The sequence below is a fragment of the Gammaproteobacteria bacterium genome (genome assembly GCA_013816845.1).
In the GTDB taxonomy this organism is placed as follows: domain Bacteria; phylum Pseudomonadota; class Gammaproteobacteria; order DSM-16500; family DSM-16500; genus Aquicella.
The window spans coordinates 305049-325813 of record JACDDU010000001.1 but is presented as its reverse complement, the minus strand read 5'-3'; the positions used below and the strand labels follow the sequence as shown (position 1 = coordinate 325813).

General features: G+C 40.2%; 20 protein-coding genes. 7 read left to right on the top strand and 13 right to left on the bottom strand.

Features of this window, described 5'->3' with window-relative positions:
• Position 1 precedes the first annotated feature (1 nt).
• The 3 genes from H0W64_01585 (at position 2) to H0W64_01575 (ending at position 2410) form a co-directional block, all read left to right on the top strand.
• The gene (locus H0W64_01585; protein ID MBA3660397.1) at positions 2-541 is read left to right on the top strand and encodes a hypothetical protein; all 540 of its coding nucleotides are present in this window, start codon (positions 2-4) and stop codon (positions 539-541) included.
• Positions 542-658: 117 nt separating this feature from the next.
• Positions 659-1222, top strand: a complete 564-nt coding sequence (locus H0W64_01580; GenBank protein MBA3660396.1) for a DUF308 domain-containing protein — start codon at positions 659-661, stop codon at positions 1220-1222.
• A gap of 120 nt (positions 1223-1342) precedes the next feature.
• Entirely contained in the window at positions 1343-2410 is a 1068-nt protein-coding gene (locus H0W64_01575; GenBank protein MBA3660395.1) for a C1 family peptidase, read from the top strand.
• A gap of 58 nt (positions 2411-2468) precedes the next feature.
• On the opposite strand, the gene H0W64_01570 is transcribed toward H0W64_01575, so the two are convergent.
• A complete protein-coding gene (locus H0W64_01570; GenBank protein MBA3660394.1) occupies positions 2469-2981 on the bottom strand; it encodes a hypothetical protein in 513 nt (170 codons plus the stop codon).
• 113 nt (positions 2982-3094) lie between these two features.
• Here H0W64_01570 and H0W64_01565 point away from each other — a divergent pair, with 113 nt between their 5' ends.
• Positions 3095-3793: a DUF45 domain-containing protein gene (locus H0W64_01565; GenBank protein ID MBA3660393.1), complete on the top strand. Its 699-nt coding sequence runs from the start codon at positions 3095-3097 to the stop codon at positions 3791-3793.
• 5 nt (positions 3794-3798) lie between these two features.
• Here H0W64_01565 and H0W64_01560 read toward each other — a convergent pair whose 3' ends face one another.
• The 11 genes from H0W64_01560 to H0W64_01510 form a co-directional block, all read right to left on the bottom strand.
• The gene (locus H0W64_01560) at positions 3799-5070 is read right to left on the bottom strand and encodes a Y-family DNA polymerase (protein ID MBA3660392.1); all 1272 of its coding nucleotides are present in this window, start codon (positions 5068-5070) and stop codon (positions 3799-3801) included.
• Positions 5071-5076: 6 nt separating this feature from the next.
• The gene (gene umuD / locus H0W64_01555; protein MBA3660391.1) at positions 5077-5586 is read right to left on the bottom strand and encodes a translesion error-prone DNA polymerase V autoproteolytic subunit; all 510 of its coding nucleotides are present in this window, start codon (positions 5584-5586) and stop codon (positions 5077-5079) included.
• 189 nt (positions 5587-5775) lie between these two features.
• Positions 5776-6258, bottom strand: a complete 483-nt coding sequence (locus tag H0W64_01550) for a DUF4442 domain-containing protein (GenBank protein MBA3660390.1) — start codon at positions 6256-6258, stop codon at positions 5776-5778.
• A 15-nt stretch (positions 6259-6273) separates the two neighbouring features.
• On the bottom strand, positions 6274-6633 hold the full coding sequence (locus tag H0W64_01545; GenBank protein ID MBA3660389.1) for a hypothetical protein: 360 nt from the start codon (positions 6631-6633) through the stop codon (positions 6274-6276).
• A gap of 23 nt (positions 6634-6656) precedes the next feature.
• Positions 6657-7922: a glutamate-5-semialdehyde dehydrogenase gene (locus H0W64_01540; protein ID MBA3660388.1), complete on the bottom strand. Its 1266-nt coding sequence runs from the start codon at positions 7920-7922 to the stop codon at positions 6657-6659.
• A 15-nt stretch (positions 7923-7937) separates the two neighbouring features.
• Positions 7938-9059, bottom strand: a complete 1122-nt coding sequence (locus H0W64_01535; protein ID MBA3660387.1) for a glutamate 5-kinase — start codon at positions 9057-9059, stop codon at positions 7938-7940.
• A gap of 76 nt (positions 9060-9135) precedes the next feature.
• Positions 9136-9366 carry a hypothetical protein gene (locus tag H0W64_01530; GenBank protein ID MBA3660386.1) on the bottom strand — a complete coding sequence of 77 codons (231 nt, stop codon included), beginning with the start codon at positions 9364-9366 and terminating at the stop codon, positions 9136-9138.
• Between the two features lie 96 nt (positions 9367-9462).
• Positions 9463-11091 carry a hypothetical protein gene (locus H0W64_01525; protein MBA3660385.1) on the bottom strand — a complete coding sequence of 543 codons (1629 nt, stop codon included), beginning with the start codon at positions 11089-11091 and terminating at the stop codon, positions 9463-9465.
• A gap of 60 nt (positions 11092-11151) precedes the next feature.
• The gene (locus H0W64_01520; GenBank protein MBA3660384.1) at positions 11152-12189 is read right to left on the bottom strand and encodes a hypothetical protein; all 1038 of its coding nucleotides are present in this window, start codon (positions 12187-12189) and stop codon (positions 11152-11154) included.
• Between the two features lie 95 nt (positions 12190-12284).
• Positions 12285-12872, bottom strand: a complete 588-nt coding sequence (gene rnhB / locus H0W64_01515; GenBank protein MBA3660383.1) for a ribonuclease HII — start codon at positions 12870-12872, stop codon at positions 12285-12287.
• Positions 12856-13866: a glycosyltransferase gene (locus H0W64_01510; protein MBA3660382.1), complete on the bottom strand. Its 1011-nt coding sequence runs from the start codon at positions 13864-13866 to the stop codon at positions 12856-12858. The genes rnhB and H0W64_01510 overlap by 17 nt, the downstream gene beginning before the upstream one ends.
• Positions 13867-13955: 89 nt before the next feature.
• Between H0W64_01510 and nth the strand changes: the two genes are divergently transcribed.
• Positions 13956-14615: an endonuclease III gene (gene nth / locus H0W64_01505; GenBank protein MBA3660381.1), complete on the top strand. Its 660-nt coding sequence runs from the start codon at positions 13956-13958 to the stop codon at positions 14613-14615.
• Positions 14616-14649: 34 nt separating this feature from the next.
• On the opposite strand, the gene H0W64_01500 is transcribed toward nth, so the two are convergent.
• Positions 14650-16341: an LbtU family siderophore porin gene (locus tag H0W64_01500; GenBank protein MBA3660380.1), complete on the bottom strand. Its 1692-nt coding sequence runs from the start codon at positions 16339-16341 to the stop codon at positions 14650-14652.
• Positions 16342-16578: 237 nt separating this feature from the next.
• On the opposite strand from H0W64_01500, the gene lnt reads away from it, so the two are divergent.
• Both lnt and H0W64_01490 read left to right on the top strand, forming a co-directional pair.
• Complete coding sequence (lnt, locus tag H0W64_01495) at positions 16579-18162, top strand: apolipoprotein N-acyltransferase (protein ID MBA3660379.1); 1584 nt, start codon at positions 16579-16581, stop codon at positions 18160-18162.
• Between the two features lie 18 nt (positions 18163-18180).
• On the top strand, positions 18181-20673 hold the full coding sequence (locus tag H0W64_01490) for a leucine--tRNA ligase (protein ID MBA3660378.1): 2493 nt from the start codon (positions 18181-18183) through the stop codon (positions 20671-20673).
• Positions 20674-20765: the final 92 nt, after the last annotated feature.

Here is a 20765-nt window from a genome sequence, read left to right as displayed (position 1 = left end):
TATGACCCATTCTTTTTTCAGGAAAATTCCTCTTCCTGCCAGTGTTTCAGCTGAGGGGCAAGCCCGTCTCACCATCGCCACACTTTTAGCCGAAAAGGTTGAAAAACTTAACGCCTATAAAACCAGCGTAAATGACGATGCACTGATACGGGGCAAATATTTGCCCCGTATCACCAAGCAATTGGAATCTTGCCTGGAATTAAATGCTGCCCTTTTAAAAGCTCAAAACCAATACCCTACCCAATGCTCTATATCGGAAGAAATCCTTAGTTCTTTTGAAGAAATCTTGATGAGTGCTATAAGTCAACGCTGTCGATCTGGTTTTTCTAACCGCTGGGTCGCTCAAGAAGCCTTTATTAATACACTTAATACTGAAACAGATCTTCACTCACTCATTCGTATTATTGCCAATACCCTAAAAAATGCTTACCAGCAGTACCCGCATAAACAATTTGCGCCTTTCACAAAAAAAGCTGAATTGTTCCCGATTGTCAGGCTGATTGATTCGGAGAATGCTCCCACCCCTCGGCTTAAAAAGTGAGAGACGATTAACGTTTAACAGGGCTGGTAGTGTGGAGAAGGTAGAATGTTGAATTAATTCACACTTAGCTGCGTGAAAGATTTAATAAACATGACTTTGCTTTTACAAGGAGTTGCTATGAATCGTTCAACGGGTGTCGGTCCAAGCTTTTCAAATTATAGCCAAGGCTGGAATTGGTTACTGCTCTGGGGAGTAGCCCTCGTAATCCTAGGCGTTGTTGCAATAAGCGCTGCGGCAATGACTACTCTCATCTCAGTCATCTTTCTGGGCGTCGTGATTTTTATTGCGGGTCTTGTCCTCATGATTGATACTTTTAAATCGTGGTGGACAACTTGGCCTGCTTTTTTTCTACATTTTTTTATGGCTCTGTTGTATTTATTTGTGGGAATGATGTTGATTGGTGACCCCGTCTCAAGCTCAATTTCATTAACGCTATTGCTAGGCATATTTTATTTTGCGATTGGGCTCGTTAGGATTATTTATTCCTTTTACTTGCATACTCAGCGTTTTGGTTACAATTTTTTTAGTGGTTTAATTTCGTTATTATTGGGCATTTTAATTTTAGCGAACTGGCCTGCCGGTAGTTTAATGATTATTGGACTATTTGTTGGCATTGATTTGCTATTTAGTGGTTTGTCTTACATCATGCTCGCGCTTTCTGCTAAAAAATTACTAACATAATCTTATCTCATTTCCATTCTTTAAATTAGCCCATTTTATGGGCTAATTTTTCTATTTATTTCTTTGCGCAAAAAGATTATAACATTCAACTTCACTTTATAAAGATAAAGGTAAAAGGATATGAATAAATACTTTTTTGCGACAACGCTAGGAGTTGCTGTTTTAGTTGCAAGCAATGCGAACGCTCTTGAATTGGGAGCTCCTATTCAAGTTCCCGTAACATTAAGTAAATCAGCTTTGCAAGCTGGCGCTATGTCCACGAAACCTGTAATGTTGATGAACATCAAACTTTCTCCCAAACAGTATAACAGTCTCTTTGCGGTGGCTCCGACTGTCATGCCATCTCTACAATTAGACACAGGCCTTCCTGCTTCTGCGCAATTAGGTATGAATGAAGTACCTGTATTGGATCAAGGTATGCATGGTACCTGCGTTACATTCGCAGTGACTGGCGCGCTTGATGCTTTAATCGGTAAAGGTGATTATATTAGTCAATTATGTTCTTTAGAACTAGGTAGTGAATTAAAGAAAAACAGTTACTTACCCAGTGGCTGGAATGGATCCTTTGGTTCTATCATTCTTGATCAAATTGGACGTTTTGGGATTGTCTCTAAAGCCACTCAAACTACGAAAACTTGCGCAGGTGTAGCTGAATATCCAACACGAGAACCCCGTAATGTTGGTAAACCAATGAGTTTGGAAGAGCACCGCGGTTTAAGTGAAAATTTAAATCAAAAACTTTTTGCGCGTGAACTTTTAAATGCATATCATCGTTTTAATGCATCGTTTGCTAACACCCAAGATGCTGAAGAAGCATTTTTACAAACTAAGAAAGCTCTGGTAAAAGGTAACCGCTTATCCTTTGGTACACTGCTTGTGCTTAGTCCATTTTGTAACGCCGGTGCTTGTGCAACCCATCGTTTGAAGAAAGATACGTGGGCATTAACATCTGAGATTGCGAAACCCGATCAAGTCGGTGGGCATGAGATGATCATTACAGGCTATGATGATGATGCAATTGCACTCGATCAAGAAGGTAAATCACATAAAGGCTTATTCACTTTACGAAACTCTTGGGGTAGCAATGTAGGCGATCATGGCAATTTCTACATGACCTATGATTACTTCAAAAAGTTTGTGATGGAAGTGTATGAGATAACAAAATTTAAAGACACAGAAACGCTATAACCAAAAAAAATCCTGGATGCAAATGCATCCAGGATTTTTTAAAACCTCATTAAATAAACTAACCCACTTGCTGCCAATTTCCATCTGCACCCACGCAAGCAACACCAACACTTTCATTTGCGTTCCCGTTCCTTTGCGCAGTAGTTCTATATCGACGACAATAGCTATTTCCTTCAATTGTTACTTTCTCTACAGGAATCACAGTATATTTCGTTCCGGTGCTATCATTCGTCCATTGCGAAGATTTACCTACGGGTTTGTCGAGAGCATGAGAAAGTTTAGATTTATCGATACTATCCATTGCCCGACTTAAATTGCCACCCATCTCACCTTGGGATGCCATAACGGGTGGAGGGGGACTATCAATATTATTGACCGGAGGAGTTGAATTATTGGGTTGCGCTACAGCTGTATTGATGGTTTCGGTTTGCTTAATAACTTGCGCATTGCTTCGATAGGCAGTTTGTCGTGCTGCTGGCGGATTAGACTGGGAATTAAATAAATCCCATGAACAGCCTGAAAGACTAATACTAAGCGCTAAAACGCTATATTTCAATACTCTAGATTTCATTATGAAACCTCCTTGTGGGGTCATGTCGAATGCCAAATGTTTAACAATTATCATACTTTAATTAAAATGCCACAACATCTATTATTCGGAGTAGTACTTGAGGAGAGTGGACCATGACGCAATATCAATTGCGCTATAGTAAGCAAGCCAAACACTTGCAGTTAAAATTTTCCTATCGGGGACTTGAATTAATCGTTCCCCATAAACGGAAAATTTCCGAGTGCGAAATTCAAAAATTTATTGACGATAAGAAGGTTTGGATTGAAAAACACCAAGCTAAATTTGCGCGCGATATCGCGACCCATCCGCTTCTTCCCACTAAAATTGAATTAACCAGTGTCAATCAAATCTGGACGATTAAATATTTAAAAACAACGAGCAATAAATTGTTAGTGCACGCCAATCCTATGCAAGAACTGGTATTGTTTGGTCCCATTGACAATTCGGAAGGTTGCCTTCTTGCATTACGTCATTGGTTGCGCCATGTTGCATACGTTTTGCTTGAACCTGAACTTAAACGTTTGTCTACCTTAACTGGATTAATTTATAAAAATTTAACGATTAGAAATAATATTACGCGATGGGGAAGTTGTTCCGCTCAGAAAAATATTAGCTTGTGTTGTAAACTTCTTTTTATCGAAGCTGAGCTAATGCAGCATGTTATTTTACATGAACTATGCCATACCAAATATATGCATCACGGCCGAGCGTTTCAGCAACTTCTTTTAAAATGGGATCCACATACACTCCGGCATGCTAAAGCCTTAAATGATCGGGCTAACTCCATTCCCTCTTGGGTTTTTTCACCGTAAACGCTTCAGCAATAAGCGATAGCTAAATCACTCCAACGCGTTGTATAGCACGGTGTACGTCGATCACATTTAATTTGCCATGCACGTTTAATACCTTCAGCACAAAAAAATAAAGTATTTTTTCCCATGCATTGGTTAATACTGTCCACCACTTTCATAATTTCTATGCTTTTCGCATGAGTTTGAGCGTGGCCGTCTAATACCATGTCAAACTGTTCAAAGGTATTCGGTGTTAAATCTAACAACATCATGCCTGCTTTATGGTAAGTAAAGCCCATGCGATAAATTGTCCCTAAACAAGCTTTGGCATATTTAACGATTTCTCCGGTATCTGCGGTAGGATAAGGAAAACGAAAGCGAGCATGGTTTTCATATTGAGGATCTTGGGGCCGAAAAATATTTGTATTTAAAAAAACTAAAACGCCCTGCGCAAAGCAATTTTGCTTCCGTAATTTATGTGCAGCTTTAGCAGCATAGTGACTAATGGCTTCTTCAAGATCAACGAGTGCTGTCACTTTTTTTCCAAATGATCGAGATGAGATAATTTGTTTAGGTTGCTGATACTCAACAAGCGGTAAGCATGAAGTTCCTCTTAATTCAGTTATCGTCCTTTCCAAAACAATACTAAAAGAATCGCGCAATTGTTTTGTATCACTATCACGTAATATCTTGGCGGTGGTAATGTTTAAGCTTTCTAATTTTCTTGCTAACCGATGACCCACTCCCCAAACTTCTTGCACGCTTAATTTTTCTAACACTTGATCTTGGCACATTGGGTCAGAAAAATTATACACCCCCTCGACTGTCCTTTTTTTAGCAATTAGGTTCGCAACTTTTGCTAATGTTTTCGTTTGAGCAAAACCAATCGAAGTCGGCAATCCTGTACATTTCTTTAATTGATATCGCACGTTTAATAGATAAGTGTTTAAATCAACGCTATTCATTTTATCAAAAAATAAAAAAGCTTCATCGATGGAATAAATTTCCATGGTCGTACAAAACTTTTGTAACAAAGTCATAATGCGATGCGACATGTCACCATACAATTCATAATTTGAAGAAAAAACATGCACACCGTGGCCATGGCAAAATGATTTCCATTGATGGAACGCGGCACCCATAGGGATACCTAACTTCTTCGCTTCATTGGACCGGGAAATAATACAGCCATCGTTATTGGATAAAATAACAATAGGTTGATTCTCTAAACGAGGATTAAAAGCGCGTTCGCAAGAAACATAAAAGTTATTACAATCTACTAATACAAAGAATGCCATTCCAGCCTACACCGCATGAATAACGCTAGTGACTACACCCCAAATATAAGTACTACTATCCTCAGGAATTTCCATCGGTTCATAGTCAGGATTATCGGGCATGAGAATGAATTGGCCTGAAGCTTTTTTATGCAGTCGTTTTACCGTCAGCTGACCATCTATCGCCACGATTACAATTTTGCCATGGGCAGGCGTTAAACTACGGTCCACAATGAGAATGTCATTTTCCGAAATGCCCGCATTAATCATCGAGGTTCCTGAAACCCGCACAAAAAAAGTAGCAGCAGGATGCTTAATGAGGTATTCGTTGAGGTCTAAGCTTTCTGCGACATGATCATCCGCAGGAGAGGGAAAACCCGCAGGAACTTTCGAGTCATAAAGCGGAAGTTTATAGCCTTTGTGAGAGATAAATTTTTGTACAGCAGGAATTAAACTTAAAGGGAGTCGAATAGGCTTTGTTTTCTCACCATAAGGGCCAGGCTTTCCTGCACCGGATCTTGCTCCACCATGCTTCATCAGGATTATCCTCTATATCTTGAAAGTGTACACTTTCAAGATATAGAATACTAGTAACTTTGCTTCCACAAACATGCAGCGGGCAGTCAGCTTCTTCAGAGAGGAAAAATAAGGACGCCATTCACGCATGATGCAAATTATCTGCTCAGAATGAAAACCTTGGCATCTGGATAAAAAGCATATTCAGTTTTATAAATTATTTTTCTTTCGCACATATAATGTTCTCACTAAAGACGCGACCACCTCCCCCGCATCATTGGTCAGATCGATAGGACGATCAAAAATGTATTTCTCGTTGGTATCAGCATGATACTTAATTAATTGCAATTCTTCTTCGGTCACTCTAAATTGTGCGGACAACGTACCGCGCGCAACTTTTTTATATTCAATACTGGCAGCTTTATCCCAAACAATATAATCACTTCCTAAATATTTCATGACCATCAGCATGAAAAAAGGGTCAGTCATTGCATACATTGATCCGCCAAAATGCGTTCCAACATAATTTTTGTTGTACCATCGTAATTTCATTCTTACTTCAATAAAACGGAAATCAGGTGCGATGTGTTTAATCTTTATTCCGGCACCCAGAAACGGTGGCCAAAGATTAATACCCCACTTCAACACACCAGGAGACAATCGATCAAGCAGACGTTTTTTTTCATCAGACATTTTTATGAAGCCCAATTAAAATCCAAAGAGACAACTAATGACCATCGCTTTGGATTGGTTATTAGTAATAGTTATGATTCCACTGTTATCGGCGAATGAACCCTCAAAACGAGGTTGTGTTTTTAAATAAATAGGCAAACTACTCAATCCCCTTGCGCCCTGATAAGGCCACGTAATAATCCCTCCAGTCATCGTATTATTTAAAAAACAAAAAATTAAACCGTGTTGACCAATCGTATATGCAGCTTGTATTGTCGCTTTCGGATTAAGAGTGAAGTTTTGAAAAGGAACAATAAACTGACGCGTAGGACTTGCATTGAGGATCCCTATTCCTAAAAGGCAACTACACAAAGTAAGTATGCAAGTTAAGCGCATCCAACCTCCTTGTAACCCAACACTTACGGTCTAACCTGCCCCTGACCGCGCACTTGATATTTAAACGTGGTAAGTTGCTCAACGCCAATGGGACCGCGCGCATGAAGCTTACCCGTCGCAATGCCCATTTCAGCACCCATGCCAAATTCGCCACCATCAGCAAATTGAGTCGATGTATTATGCATGACAATGGCGCTATCAACTTGCTCTAAAAAAGTAGTTGCACTTTGTTCGTCTGTGGTGATGATTGCATCGGTATGATGAGTACCATGCAAAGCAATGTGTTGAACTGCACCAACTAAATCAGGCACGGTCTTAACCGCAATCACCGCATCTAAAAATTCTGTATCAAAGTCTGCCTCAAAAGCTGGTTGAATGCGAGCATCTGCAGTAACTGCTTGCAAATCACCACGCACGGTGCAACCCGCATCAATCAGCGCCGTGACAATAGGCACTAAATGCGTTGATAAAATAGATTGATCAATTAGCAAAACTTCCGTGGCACCGCAGATTCCAGTCCGGCGCATTTTTGCGTTTACAACAATGCTAATAGCCGTCGTAAGATCGGCATGGCGATGAATATAAGTATGGCAAATGCCTGCTAAATGCTTAAAAAGAGGAATGCGACTATGTTGAACAATGTGTTTAATGAGCTGTTGGCCACCCCGCGGTATGATGACATCGACATATTCATCTAATTGCAAGAGCGCATAAATCGCTTCGCGATCAACAGTTGGAATGAGCTGTACACAGGTTTCTGGAAAACCCGCTGCAGTTAAACCTTGTGTGATAGATGTCATTAAAGCGCAAGAGGTGTGGAAACTATCACTACCGCCCCGAAGTATAATTGCATTACCCGATTTAATAGCTAAGGCGGAAGCATCGGCAGTTACATTGGGACGTGATTCATAAATCACGCCAAGAACCCCAAGAGGAACACTCTTTTTAATAATTTCTAACCCATTAGGTCGAATAATTTTTGTTAAAATTTTTCCAACTGGATCTGTAAGCTCAGCCACTGCTTCTAAACCATTTGCCATAGCAGCAATGCGCTCAGCATTTAAAAGTAAACGGTCCATGAGAGCAGTAGAAAGATTATTTTGTTTTGCTGCTAATAAATCTTTGGTATTCGCTTGCAAAATTAAGGCTGCATGCCTACGAATGTTTTTAGCAATATGGTGCAGCGCTAAATTTTTTTGGTCGTTTGACGCTTGGGCGAGCGTAGTGGCTGCTTGGCGCGCAGCAACGGCAATCGCTAAGACTGTATCTTTAAGGTCCTGATCTTGCAAAAACTTAATCTCCACTTATAACAACACTAAATCATTTCTATGAATTATTTCTTGCGACCCTTTATAACCGAGAACTTTTTCAATGGATTCGCTATTATGACCGATTAATCTTGTAGCTTCATAACTGTTATAATTAATTAATCCACGCGCCAAAGCTTCAGCTTGAGGACTTATAACTTCCACAGCATCCCCTTTGTGAAATTCACCTTCAACTAAAACAATGCCCGCTGCAAGTAGACTTTTACCTTGTCTTAAAGCCAAAACGGCGCCGTGATCAATCTTAATTCTCCCCTTGGGCTTCAAATGGTTTTTTAACCAGTTTTTTCGCGCACTTAAAGGATTCGAGTCAGGAATAAACCAAGTTTTTTTATCTTGCAGATCGATATTTTGCAAGGGATGAAAAGCTTTACCATTCGAAATCACCATTTTACATCCACAAGCCATGGAAATTTTCGCGGCAAGTAATTTGGTAATCATCCCCCCTGACCCTACTTCCGTGATTGAATCACCCGCCAGCTTAATAATATCTGGTGTCAATTGCTGAACGACGGGAATAAGTTGCGCTGCAGGATGAAGTTTAGGATCTGCATTGTAAAACCCATCAATGTCTGAAAGCAGCACCAACGTATCAGCCCCAACCATTTGCGCCACCCGCGCCGCCAAGCGGTCATTATCCCCATACCGAATCTCAGCTGTGGCCACCGTATCATTTTCATTAATGATAGGAATGACATTTAAAGAGAGTAATTTTTCTAAGGTATTTTTAGCATTTAAATAACGCCTACGATTTTCGCTGTCATCAAGCGTTAATAAGATTTGCGCAACTTTAAGTTGATGCTGCGCAAGAATTTCTTGGTAAACTTGTGCGAGTTGAATTTGGCCAACGGCAGCCGCAGCTTGTTTTTCCTCAAGTGTTAAGGATGTATTGCTCAGCTTTAATTGATGCCGACCAATTGCAATCGAGCCAGAAGAGACAATAGCGATTTGTTGCCCGCGTTGCACGCAAGTCACTACATCAGCAATCAATGCTTCTAACCATGGATAATTGATAGCACCCGTTATTTGATTCACGAGTAAGGCTGAGCCAATTTTAATGACTAACCTTTTGGCTTGCGCAATTGTATTTTTCAAAAACATTCCAACGTTAATTTATAATTATTATTCTAAGATATTCATTGAGTTGAACGAATCCGCTCAACTCAATGTAAGAACACTAGCGATTAACTGCCACCCAAGCGCCTTCTACGTAATTACCATAAGGATCCCAATGGCAAGGAACCCAAACAATGATGCTGCAATCACTTCCCCGGTAATAGCCATTACAGTCAGGACCGTAATAGCTTACAGGTCGATAACTTGCATAAGCGTTCATTGTTGCTGTTGTAAATCCTACAACTAAAATTAATTTAATTAAAAATGACCACTTACTATCCTTTTTTCCCATAACCTGACTCCTCATGTGTCCTCAAAGTTATTTTAACACGGGAAAAAAGGTAATTAAGCCTCCACATCAATTTTAAATTTTAAGTCTTTAATTATATTAAGGATTAATGAATGAAAAAGTTGAGGTATCTTGGGGCCGGCTGTGTGAATTATCAGGTGGTGGTGTGCCGTACAGATGATACTTACCTAAAACTAAAACATCTTGTTTAGTAGCACTAGCCGAAGCATTATCCTTTTTTTGCTGGACTGAAGGTTGTAATTCAGGTGCGAAGCGTAAGTCTTTAGCTATTTTAGCAGTCGTCCCTAACGTATGAGATTGGTGTTCCGGCCTTTCTTCACGGTCGGGTGTTTTCGGGTTTTTTTTTTGATTAATTGCTTTTATTGCAGTTTTAAAACTTGCCCAAGGAAAGCCGATCAATATTGCAATAGCTGCTGAGAATACCAACACCCCCAAAAGAATCCCCGCTGTAAAAATATCGGCGAGAGCTTTACCCGCATTGAAAGCGATGGCTTCTTTGGATGTCCCTTGACCCAATTTGGATCGAACATGGTCAAGGCCCAACTTATAAACTAAATGGATATAAAGCGGTGGAAATATTGCCCAATTGGCAACTTCTTTCATTTCCGAGATAAACCCTCTTTGTAATAACTTTGAATCATTCTCAGGGTACGCTGCAATAATAGTAGACTTACGACCAGCAAGGTAATGAGCATGCGATTCCAATAGCGAATAATGATCGTCCTTATTACCAATTTGATAAATCAAAGAACCTTCCGAAAATTGTTTGCCCAGTAAAAAAACTGGATCATTCATTTGAACATAAACATGTACCGGAGCTGGTTTATCTTTTGCTTTAAGTTCAACAATTTTCTTTAAGCGCGCGAGCGTATGCGGGGTTAAAGGTGCTGGATTTAAACAATTTGCTTCCTTAACATATTTTGGATAAAGCGCGGCAACGATCATGGCTAAGGTGCCACCTTTACTATGCCCGCTCACAATCGTATCGGGATGTTTTTCCAACCATGCCTGGACATTCTTTAAATCATGTCCCTCACCAATAGACTTCATCGGTGTAAAATTATGCAACCAGTTTAAACTTGCCCCTTGGCCTCCTGGATACTGGGTACCCATGAGTAATAAATAAGGCGAATAACCACCTTTTAAAGGCGCTAGTCCGTAAGCATACAACCGATATTCATCAGTCATGAGATATGAAATCAAGCCGGCTTGAGGTGAAATGTCTAAACGGTTAAATTTAAACCCAACATAATCCCATTTTCCATTTTCCGCTTTTTTAGGAAGGTATACTTCTTCACCTTCTTCCGGATCCATGTAGGGATAGGCGGCTAAAAGATTTTTGATAAAAATTTCTAGACGTGCTGAAGCTTCGGGATCAATCACATCATTGGACAGGTGCTCATAGGATCGCCAAAAAATTTGCTCCATTTCGACGCGTAAGGCTTTTAATAATTTTGGATTTTTTGTGATAAATAATGCTTTAAACGCAGTCCAATTCAGTAAACCGGTTTCATAGATGGAAGTCCCATACGTTAAATGACGTAGGGCATTCCTTGCCATAATGTGATAGTACTGAAAATCATTTTTTGCCGATTTAAGATTTTCCATCGCCTCTCCCCGACCTACGAGGCAAGGGAAGTTTATATTGGTATAGAGATAGGTCTTATCAGCAGGTCTAATTTCAGCCAGTGGGTCCTGGGGCAGCATAAGGTCTAACCATTATTATAATAATAAGTCTCATTATACTAACTGAAATTTAATAATCAATCAGGGTTTAGAGTGCAGCATTGATTGGTTATAAAATTCATGTGCCCGCTCAATTTGCTTTAAGCTAACATTGAAATGTTGTAATGCCTTCAAGTCAGCTTGTGAAGCCATTTTTTTGTTTTCTCTAAAAAATGAATAAAACCCCGACTCCTTTTTAATTTTAACCATTGTCTCAGAAGGGAATAATTGATCGATGAGATTTTTTATGGATTTAAAAGTATCCTTAAGTGAATCCGAGAGCTTAGATCTAGCATCGGTATAGTTACAAATCGATTTATCGATTTTTAGATTTTTCAGTTCATCGATCATCCTTTCAATAGAAAGTGAAGGTAAATCACTTGTACTTTTTAAATCATTTTTTAGTGAATCTAATACTTGAATCAATAAATTAATTTTGAATTCAAATAAATTCTTCATTTCTTCCAAATAACGATTATTACTGCGCTTTTCTAAGAGTGTAGTTAAAATAAATGATGTCTTATCGATTCGACATTCTACCGTTGTGGAATGCGTAGAACTAGCTAGGGGTCTACTCACTTTTTCAGCGTAAATTTTGTAATGTTCTAAGTAACGCACATAATCTGTAGCACAAAGTACAACGTTTAATAAAGGATCACAAATATAAACGTCTGGACCCCATGTTAATGGATTCTTCGGATCGGTCTGCGGATTTCTGCCAATGACAATGAGGTTATGTATACCTCGATCCATTTCAAAAAATTCAATGTTAACCTTTTTACTTTTTCCCGTTTCGATTGCACTAAAAAGATAATCCGCTGCCCGATTGGCATAAGCTATGTCACTCATTTCTGCTTGCTTTACTAGGTTGGTCGATCCCATGAATTCATAGATTAAATCATCAGGATCAACACGATAGAGGTCGTTTAATGATGAGAGTAGGGATAGGCTTTCACCTGGTTCGCTATATTTTTCTTGTTGAGCTAGGGTTTGATTCAGCGTAGAGTTTGTATATTTTTTAGCCGATTGTGCGAGCGTAAAATTAGTGGAGTCAATCCGCAGGACCTGAGTAGATTTCATCTTATCGCCTCTGTTCTAGTTATTTTTTGCGCATTGTAGCAAACTTTATACAGGAGAGGTAATTTTTTATATGATTAATCTATATTAGGTAAAATCTAACTGGATCGATAGAGTGCAGCAACTGGGGCAAACGAGCGCCGGTGGATGCGACTTGGACCATGCTGACGAAGTGAAGTTAAATGTTGTTCGGTTCCATATCCTTTGTGTTGGGCAAATCCATAGTGGGGATAACGTTTATCCAACATCGTCATTAAACGATCCCGTAAAACTTTGGCGATAATAGATGCGGCACTAATAGCAGGTTCCAATTGATCTCCTTTGATAATCGACTTGGCAGCGCAAGGAAAAGCAGGGCATAAGTTGCCATCAATGAGTGCAAGGGTAGGTGGTATATGTAGTTGACGAACAGCGCGTTGCATCGCAAGAAAAGTCGCTTGCAGAATATTTACGGTATCAATTTCATTGACCGTACCGCGCGCTACACTCCAAGCAAGACAATGTTTTCTAATTTCGTCAAATAACCGTAAACGTTCTTTTTCTGACAATAATTTTGAATCCGCTAAACCGCGTATTCTTTTTTTTGGATTAAGTATAACCGCAGCTGCAATAACTGGGCCTGCTAAGGGCCCACGTCCTGCTTCATCAACGCCTGCAACAAATTCTTCCTCAAGTGCCAATTGCATCAGATTCCTTAGCAAGTACGGGAGCAACTCTTGGCGGAAGCGTTAACACATCGTCAGTCAAAGCGCTTTCCAACACCTCACGAATAACGAAACGGGGACGTTTGCGAACTTCTTGATAAATCCGCCCTACATATTCACCCACGATCCCTAATCCAAAAAGCACGATGCCTAACAGAAAAAAGAGGATAGCAAACAGTGTGAACACTCCTTCAACTTCCGGTCCTAAGAACATACGGCGAAGAAAAAGAAAAATTACAAATGCAAAACTACACATCGAAATTAAAACACCGATCATCGTAAACACTTGTAGCGGAAAAACTGAAAAGCCCGTAACAAGATCAAAGTTGTAACGAATGAGTTGATAAAAGCCATAACTAGAGGTGCCCGCACTTCGCTCCGCATGCAGTACCGGAACTTCAGTGGGGTTGGCCGCATAAGTTAACGCTAAAGCAGGGATAAAGGTAGTGCTTTCACAACTTGCGGCCATTAAATCCACAATGTTGCGTCGATATGCACGCAGCATACAACCCTCATCTCGCATTTTCAATTTTGGCATCATCCATGCACGAATTTGATTATGCCAATGAGAGAATTTTTTACGCCATAAAGAATCTTGACGATTTTGCCTGTAAGTATTAACAACATCATGGCCAGCTTGCATAGCAGAAACAAGCTTGCCAATTTCTTCTGGAGGATTTTGTAAATCTGCATCCATCGTGATTATAATTTCACCACGAACTCGCTCAAAACCTGCCATGATAGCCATGTGCTGACCAAAGTTGCCATTGAATTCAATCACGCGAATGTGGTGGGGTCGTCGTTGATGAAAGTTTTGCAATAGCGAAGATGAATGATCGGTGCTGCCATCATTAGTAAAAATAATTTCGTAGGGTAATTCAAGTCGATCGAGTGAGGTGGTCAAACGTGTGTATAATTCTTCAAGAACTTCTTGTTCATTATGAACGGGAATAACTATGCTAAGATACGGTTGCATGTCAAATGGCCTTAATTCTACCAACCTACGACGCGAGCTCGGTCCATCAATAAATAAATTGGGAATCATTATAAGTTGAGAAGATCAAAATGGATAGAAAAACCATTCGCAAAATTTTTTTAAAATTTGAACAAATTAATCCGCAACCAACGACTGAACTTAACTATCATAGCCATTTTGAATTGTTAATTGCTGTCATTTTATCTGCGCAAGCTACGGACAAGTCAGTCAATAAAGCAACTGCACTTTTATTTCCAATCGCTCATACCCCGGAAAAAATCTTAGACCTTGGGGAAGAAAGACTTCGACAGTTCATTAAAACAATCGGCTTGTACACCACCAAAGCTAAAAATGTAATCGCAACCTGTAAAATTTTAATTCAAAATTTTCATGGCCAAGTGCCTACAACTCGAGAAGAACTTGAAACGCTGCCGGGAGTTGGTAGAAAAACAGCCAACGTTATTTTAAATACGTGTTTTCATCAACCAACCATTGCAGTCGATACGCATATTTTCAGAGTTGCAAATCGAACTGGCTTAGCTAAGGGCAAAACACCGTTAGCGGTTGAAAAGCAATTAATGAAAAATATACCTGATGAATTCAAACCAAACGCGCATCATTGGTTGATTCTTCATGGACGCTATGTTTGTGTTGCAAGAAAGCCCCATTGTCCAGAATGTGTTATTCGTGTCTGGTGTGAGTATCCGTATAAAACAACATTAGCAGAAGAAAAAAATGCATTGAAATAATCAGTGGGCAGAAATCGCCCACTGATCGTTTTATTTAAAAGAAGTAATCAAAGGAAAGAACAATCGCATTATCCCCCTGCCCTGAAGTAGAGCAAACTGCTGAAGTGCAAGTAACGGGAGGGATCGCTGCGGCAACAGGGCCATTCCCGGTATCACTCGCTGCATAATTTTGATCATGACGAATTTCAATACTTTGCAAAGTGTTCCGCCAAAGGGAAGTATTAAACGCCATAGAATAACGAGATAAGGGCACTCCTAATGCAAGCGCTTCATAAGAATGTCCATAGCCAATACCGATAGAGCTTGGACGATCTTGTAAAATAAAGAAAGAATAAGCCAACTCGAGGTCAAATGCAGAAGGCTTTGCGCCCTGACCATTATAAGACATATCGTTAGGACTAAAACTTTTTGCAGCACCTATCCATTCACCAATTAAATCCACGTGGGTACCGAGATTAAATATGCCTCGCAAATTGTACGCAGGCACTCGATGTGAAATTTGCTCAGCAAAGGCAAATCCTGTTCCTAATTGCATACCCCCAGAATCTGCAATGTTGCTAATTAAACCACCACCAACATTTCCACTTACTACTGCTGATTTAAACCGATAACCAAAATTGAGGCCGCCATTATTAATTCGGCTTGCAGAGCCTGCATAACTATCACCGCGGAAAATATAAGCTGCGCCGTAAAAAGCATTATCCCCATCGCCCCAATAACCTAATTGAATGGCACGTGCTTTGGTGCGTCCAATTAATTTAGGTAAAGTATCACTCAACATGACGGTGGAGAAAGTACCAAATGGGACATAAAATTGTCCAAAGGAACCATACCAAGGCGTAACGGTGAAGTCCCCAATCGTTACAAATGCTTTATTAACATAAACCCGAGAGTTAGCGAACCGATAAAAATGAGTTTCTGGCAAACCATTGTCATAAGAAAACTCAACAAAACCCAGCAACCATCTGCTTGGTCCGATGAAAAATAAGTCGAAACTTACATTAGTCACATCAATATCAGAACGGTGCGGCGCAGCACTAGGATCAATTGCACCAGCTTGTACCTCTACTACACCACTTAAGAGTAAATGAGAATGGAAAGGTTCACTAAAAATCTCCCCACCCATTGCCATGAGTTGTTTATAGATTGATTGTCGAATACTTAATAATTGCACATCAGTATTAACACTGGGACTATTAACAATAAGATTGGAACCAGAAAATTGTAGAGGTACCCCCACATAAGGTCCGGTCGATACAAAAGCTTGGCCCGGAACGTCTAAATCAAAGGGCAAATACTGAGCTTCTTCAGTAATAAGTTTATACAAATCCTTTTGCGATAAATGAGCTGGCTTATCTCCGGGAACTGGCACGTTCGTATTGGGGACCGACTCGCCTATGCCTGCAGAAGTGGTACCACTCGTATTTTCAGTTGAAGGTATTGAAGCTTTTGCTGAACGAGATTGCTTTGCTTGGTTAACTTGGTTTTGCGCAAGTTGTATACGTGCATGGCGATAGGTTAATCGGGGTTGCGGTGTAGCTAATTGACTTTTAATCGCATTTAACTGTTTTTTTAAAACTTCAAGTTCATCTCTTAACGATTTGGGTTCGACTTGGGTCGAAGCAATCTTTTCTTGCGGTGAGGGTAGAACTTCATTAGCCCATAGCGACGATAGCAAGCTCATTGCAAATAAAGCGGTAAAACAACACTTCAGTTGAATTTTCATGGGAGCATTTTCCTTGCATTTTTTTTAATTTTTTTTTTACTGAAATGCTTCAGCAAGAAAAGAGGGAAAAAAAGAGAAAAACAAATTAGCAAAATTGCCAAGGCAACTCAAGTTAAATTAATGCACGTTTTAATACGGTTGAGCATCCCAATGCCTAAATAAACACATTAATTATTGGCAGATCCGATTGATCTTGAGTAAACTTTCTGTTCACTCATTCTAAATGAATTATCTCCCATGAATAATTGGCTTTTACGAACCAAACCGAGCCTGCTCGCTCTGCTATTAGGCATAGCGTTGACCTTCGCTTTTGCGCCTTACGGCATTTATCCGTTGGCATTTATTTCACCTGCTTGCTTACTCGCATTGTTATTAAAAACGAATGCACGCGGCGGCTTTAAATTAGGTTTTTGGTTCGGCGCAGGTTTTTATGGTGTCGGTGTCTACTGGGTCTATATCAGTATGCATGATGTGGGCGGATTGCCTCCGCCCTTAGCTATTTTTATTACCGCACTTTTTATTGCTTTTTTGAGTCTTTATCCTGCAACCGTTGGATATTTACTCAATCGATTTTTTCCGCATCGTAATGCGACTAAAATTCTCTGCGCTTTTCCCGCGCTTTGGATTTTAAGTGAATGGATTCGAAGTTGGCTTTTTACGGGTTTTCCTTGGCTTTTTTTAGGGTACAGCCAAACTAACTCACCCCTGAAAGGCTTTGCACCGCTTTTCAGCGTTTATGGCGTCTCTTTAGTGGCTTTACTTGCAAGTGGTCTCATTGTTAATGCCATTATTCAGCTCAACAAAAAAGACTATAAAAGCGTTTATTTTAATTTATTGAGTTTCACAGGATTATGGATCCTAGGCGCTGCACTTTGCTTTATACCTTGGACAAAACCAATGGGTTCCCCGATTTCTATGAGTTTAGTGCAGGGTGCTATTCCACAAAAAATTAAATGGTCACCTCAACACATTCAACTTTCATTCGATCGTTATCAAAACTTAAGTGAACCGTTATGGGGAAAAAATAAACTCATCATTTGGCCAGAAGGCGCCATTCCTATGGCCTTACAAGATGTTGGCGCTTTCGTGGAAGAAATGGACAAGCTAGCAAAACGCAATCAAGCGCACCTCATTTTTGGAATTCCGATAGAAGCACGTGGCAATAAATATTTTAATGCCATCGTGTCCGTCGGCGCTGATAAAAAAGTTTATTTAAAGCGACATCTTGTACCTTTTGGTGAATATGTCCCACTCACCAACGTGTTTACCGGCTTACTTAATATCCTACAAATCCCTATGTCAGATGTTACGCCAGGCGGAGATGATCAACCTGCCTTCACGATACAGGGTGTGAAAATTTTACCCTCAATTTGCTATGAAATCGCGTTCCCAGAATTAATGCTGACCCGAGATCGAGAGATCGGATTTTTAATGACGCTCACCAATGATGCGTGGTTTGGTAAATCGGCGGCGCAAGCCCAACATTTACAAATGGCTGCCATGCGCGCCGTTGAATTGCGACGTCCTGTCACGGTCATCAGTAATGATGGTTTAACCGCCATTATCGGCCCGGATGGTAATTTGCAATCTCAAGCGCCACCCCATCAAACTTATGTATTAGAAGGAAGTGTGCAACCTACTTTCGGTTTAACCCCCTGGATGTATAATGGCATGGATCCTCTTTTAGTCATCTTGCTTGGCTTACTCGTTATTGCGTTACGTAGTGAGCGTGCCGCGTGTAGAAAAGCAGCCTTGGAACTTTCTTTTGCAAGACATGGACAATTATTGAAAGACTTCGAAGAAGAAAAAATCAACTCATAATAATATAGCGAGCACATAATGGAAGAGCAGTATCAACCGCAAAACGTTGAAATGAATACGCAGCGCTTCTGGCAAGAAACCAATGCTTTCTTAGCCGTCGAAGATTTTAATAAAGAAAAATTCTATTGTTTAAGTATGATGCCCTACCCTAGCGGTAGCCTTCATATGGGACATGTTCGTAACTATACAATTGGTGACGTGATCTCTCGCTACCAATACATGTTAGGAAAAAATGTATTGCAACCGATGAGTTGGGACGCATTTGGTTTACCCGCTGAAAATGCAGCCATTGCCAATAAAATCGCCCCTGCAGTTTGGACAAAAAAAAACATCGCGCATATCCGACAACAAATGAACCGGATGGGTTTCGCTTATGATTGGACACGTGAATTTGCAACGTGTGACCCAAGTTACTATCGATGGGAGCAGTGGTTCTTTTTACAGCTTTATAAGAAGGGATTGATTTATCGTAAAAATGCAGAAGTCAATTGGGACCCCGTAGACGAAACTGTTCTCGCAAATGAACAAGTCGTGAATGGCCGAGGTTGGCGGTCCGGAGCACTAGTTGAACGTCGTCAAATTCCACAATGGTTTTTAAAAATAACCGATTATGCTGAAGAGTTGTTGCGTGATATTGATCAACTCCCCCACTGGCCCCAACAAGTCAAAACCATGCAACGCAACTGGATAGGTCGCTCGGAAGGCATCGAAATTCAATTTGAAGTAGAAGATCAGGATCCCTTGACGGTTTATACTACACGTCCCGATACTTTATATGGCGTAACGTTTATTGCAGTAGCAGCACAACATCCACTCAGTAAAAAAATGGTCTCGCGTAATCCGCAGTTGGCTCAATTTGTAGAAGAATGTCGTAACATTAAAGTCGCAGAAGCTGACATGGCAACGATGGAAAAACGTGGCATCCCTTTAAACCTAAACGCAATTCATCCCCTAACAGGTCTTCCGATTCCTATTTGGGTCGCAAATTTTGTCCTACAAGAATATGGCTCAGGCGCTTTGATGGGCGTCCCCGCACATGACGAACGGGATTTTGAATTAGCTAAAAAATATCAAATTGAAATTAAACCCGTCATCCTCCCGCCTAATAGGGAATGGGATTTTAATCAAGCAGCTTATGGTGATGAAGGAATTTTAATTGATTCTGATGAATTCACTGGCATGGAATCCAAATCTGCTAAAGACGCTATTAATCATAAACTCACTGAAGAAAAAAAAGGGATTTGCAAAGTTCATTATCGCTTAAGAGATTGGAGTATTGCACGTCAACGTTATTGGGGTGCGCCCATTCCTATTATTTACTGTCAAAAATGTGGTGCGCAAGGCGTTCCCGAAAAAGACTTACCTGTTGTGTTACCTGAGGATGTAAAATTTGATGGCGTGAAATCACCCCTTAAAACATCACGACAATTTATTGATACAACCTGCCCCCACTGTGGCGGTCCTGCTGAACGTGAAACTGACACATTTGATACCTTTGTGGAGTCTTCTTGGTATTACGCGCGATTAACTTGTAAAAAACAAAATAAAGCTATGCTAGATGCACGGGCCAATTATTGGCTGCCTGTCGATCAATATGTCGGCGGGATTGAACATGCTGTTTTACATTTACTTTATGCACGCTTCTTTCACAAGCTGATGCGTGATGAAGGCTTGATTCATAGCGATGAACCCTTTACGCGATTACTTTCGCAAGGGATGGTGCTAAACCAAGGCCAGAAGATGTCGAAATCAAAAGGCAACACAGTTGATCCCCAAGCCTTAATTGATCAATATGGTGCAGACACTGTGCGTCTTTTCATTATGTTTGCCGCACCCCCTGAACAGAGTTTAGAATGGTCAGATAGTGGTGTAGAAGGTGCGCATCGTTTTTTAAAACGCTTGTGGAGTTACGCTTACGAGCATCGTGAACTAGTTCAAAAGCAAAATATGCTTCCTGAATCAAACGCCTTCGGTTCAACCCATTGGGAAAATGCAGATCCCATGCAAGTTGATTTATTTCGCCAAATTTATGTTGTCCTCGATCAAGCAAAATACGATTTTGAACGTCAGCAATTTAATACCGTTGTTTCGGGTTGCATGAAAATTTTCAATTTACTTAACAAAATTGAATCCACTCACAATCCGCAAAAGATTGATATTCGTGAGATTGTTATTCAAAAAGGATTAAGTATTTTGTTGCGCTTACTTGCGCCTATTACACCCCACCTTACGCATCAACTGTGGGTGGAATTAAACTATGGCAACACTATTTTAGATGCACCATGGCCGCGATCAAGTCCAATTGTATTTAAGGTTGAAACCATTGAATTAGTTGTACAGATTAATGGAAAATTACGTAGTCGCATTCGAGTTGCGCACGATGCTGCTACAGATGTTATTGAAGAAGCTGTCAAAACTGATCCCAAAGTCAGTCAATTGATCGAGGGAAAAGACATCAAGAAAATTATTATTGTCCCCGGGAAGTTAGTGAACATTGTAACGGCGCAATAATTTTTAAGAATTGTTGCATAAACTAAGTCGGGTCGCGCTACATAACAACCCTGAATAGCTTGCGTAACAATTCCTGCTTTTAAGTAAATAAA

Excerpts from the sequence above, each read along its gene's own strand:
- H0W64_01585 (MBA3660397.1), top strand. The coding sequence starts at position 2 with ATGACCCATTCTTTTTTCAGGAAAATTCCTCTTCCTGCCAGTGTTTCA.
- H0W64_01580 (MBA3660396.1), top strand. The coding sequence starts at position 659 with ATGAATCGTTCAACGGGTGTCGGTCCAAGCTTTTCAAATTATAGCCAA.
- H0W64_01575 (MBA3660395.1), top strand. The coding sequence starts at position 1,343 with ATGAATAAATACTTTTTTGCGACAACGCTAGGAGTTGCTGTTTTAGTT.
- H0W64_01570 (MBA3660394.1), bottom strand. The coding sequence starts at position 2,981 with ATGAAATCTAGAGTATTGAAATATAGCGTTTTAGCGCTTAGTATTAGT.
- H0W64_01565 (MBA3660393.1), top strand. The coding sequence starts at position 3,095 with ATGACGCAATATCAATTGCGCTATAGTAAGCAAGCCAAACACTTGCAG.
- H0W64_01560 (MBA3660392.1), bottom strand. The coding sequence starts at position 5,070 with ATGGCATTCTTTGTATTAGTAGATTGTAATAACTTTTATGTTTCTTGC.
- umuD (MBA3660391.1), bottom strand. The coding sequence starts at position 5,586 with ATGAAGCATGGTGGAGCAAGATCCGGTGCAGGAAAGCCTGGCCCTTAT.
- H0W64_01550 (MBA3660390.1), bottom strand. The coding sequence starts at position 6,258 with ATGTCTGATGAAAAAAAACGTCTGCTTGATCGATTGTCTCCTGGTGTG.
- H0W64_01545 (MBA3660389.1), bottom strand. The coding sequence starts at position 6,633 with ATGCGCTTAACTTGCATACTTACTTTGTGTAGTTGCCTTTTAGGAATA.
- H0W64_01535 (MBA3660387.1), bottom strand. The coding sequence starts at position 9,059 with ATGTTTTTGAAAAATACAATTGCGCAAGCCAAAAGGTTAGTCATTAAA.
- H0W64_01530 (MBA3660386.1), bottom strand. The coding sequence starts at position 9,366 with ATGGGAAAAAAGGATAGTAAGTGGTCATTTTTAATTAAATTAATTTTA.
- H0W64_01525 (MBA3660385.1), bottom strand. The coding sequence starts at position 11,091 with ATGCTGCCCCAGGACCCACTGGCTGAAATTAGACCTGCTGATAAGACC.
- H0W64_01520 (MBA3660384.1), bottom strand. The coding sequence starts at position 12,189 with ATGAAATCTACTCAGGTCCTGCGGATTGACTCCACTAATTTTACGCTC.
- rnhB (MBA3660383.1), bottom strand. The coding sequence starts at position 12,872 with ATGCAATTGGCACTTGAGGAAGAATTTGTTGCAGGCGTTGATGAAGCA.
- H0W64_01510 (MBA3660382.1), bottom strand. The coding sequence starts at position 13,866 with ATGCAACCGTATCTTAGCATAGTTATTCCCGTTCATAATGAACAAGAA.
- nth (MBA3660381.1), top strand. The coding sequence starts at position 13,956 with ATGGATAGAAAAACCATTCGCAAAATTTTTTTAAAATTTGAACAAATT.
- H0W64_01500 (MBA3660380.1), bottom strand. The coding sequence starts at position 16,341 with ATGAAAATTCAACTGAAGTGTTGTTTTACCGCTTTATTTGCAATGAGC.
- lnt (MBA3660379.1), top strand. The coding sequence starts at position 16,579 with ATGAATAATTGGCTTTTACGAACCAAACCGAGCCTGCTCGCTCTGCTA.
- H0W64_01490 (MBA3660378.1), top strand. The coding sequence starts at position 18,181 with ATGGAAGAGCAGTATCAACCGCAAAACGTTGAAATGAATACGCAGCGC.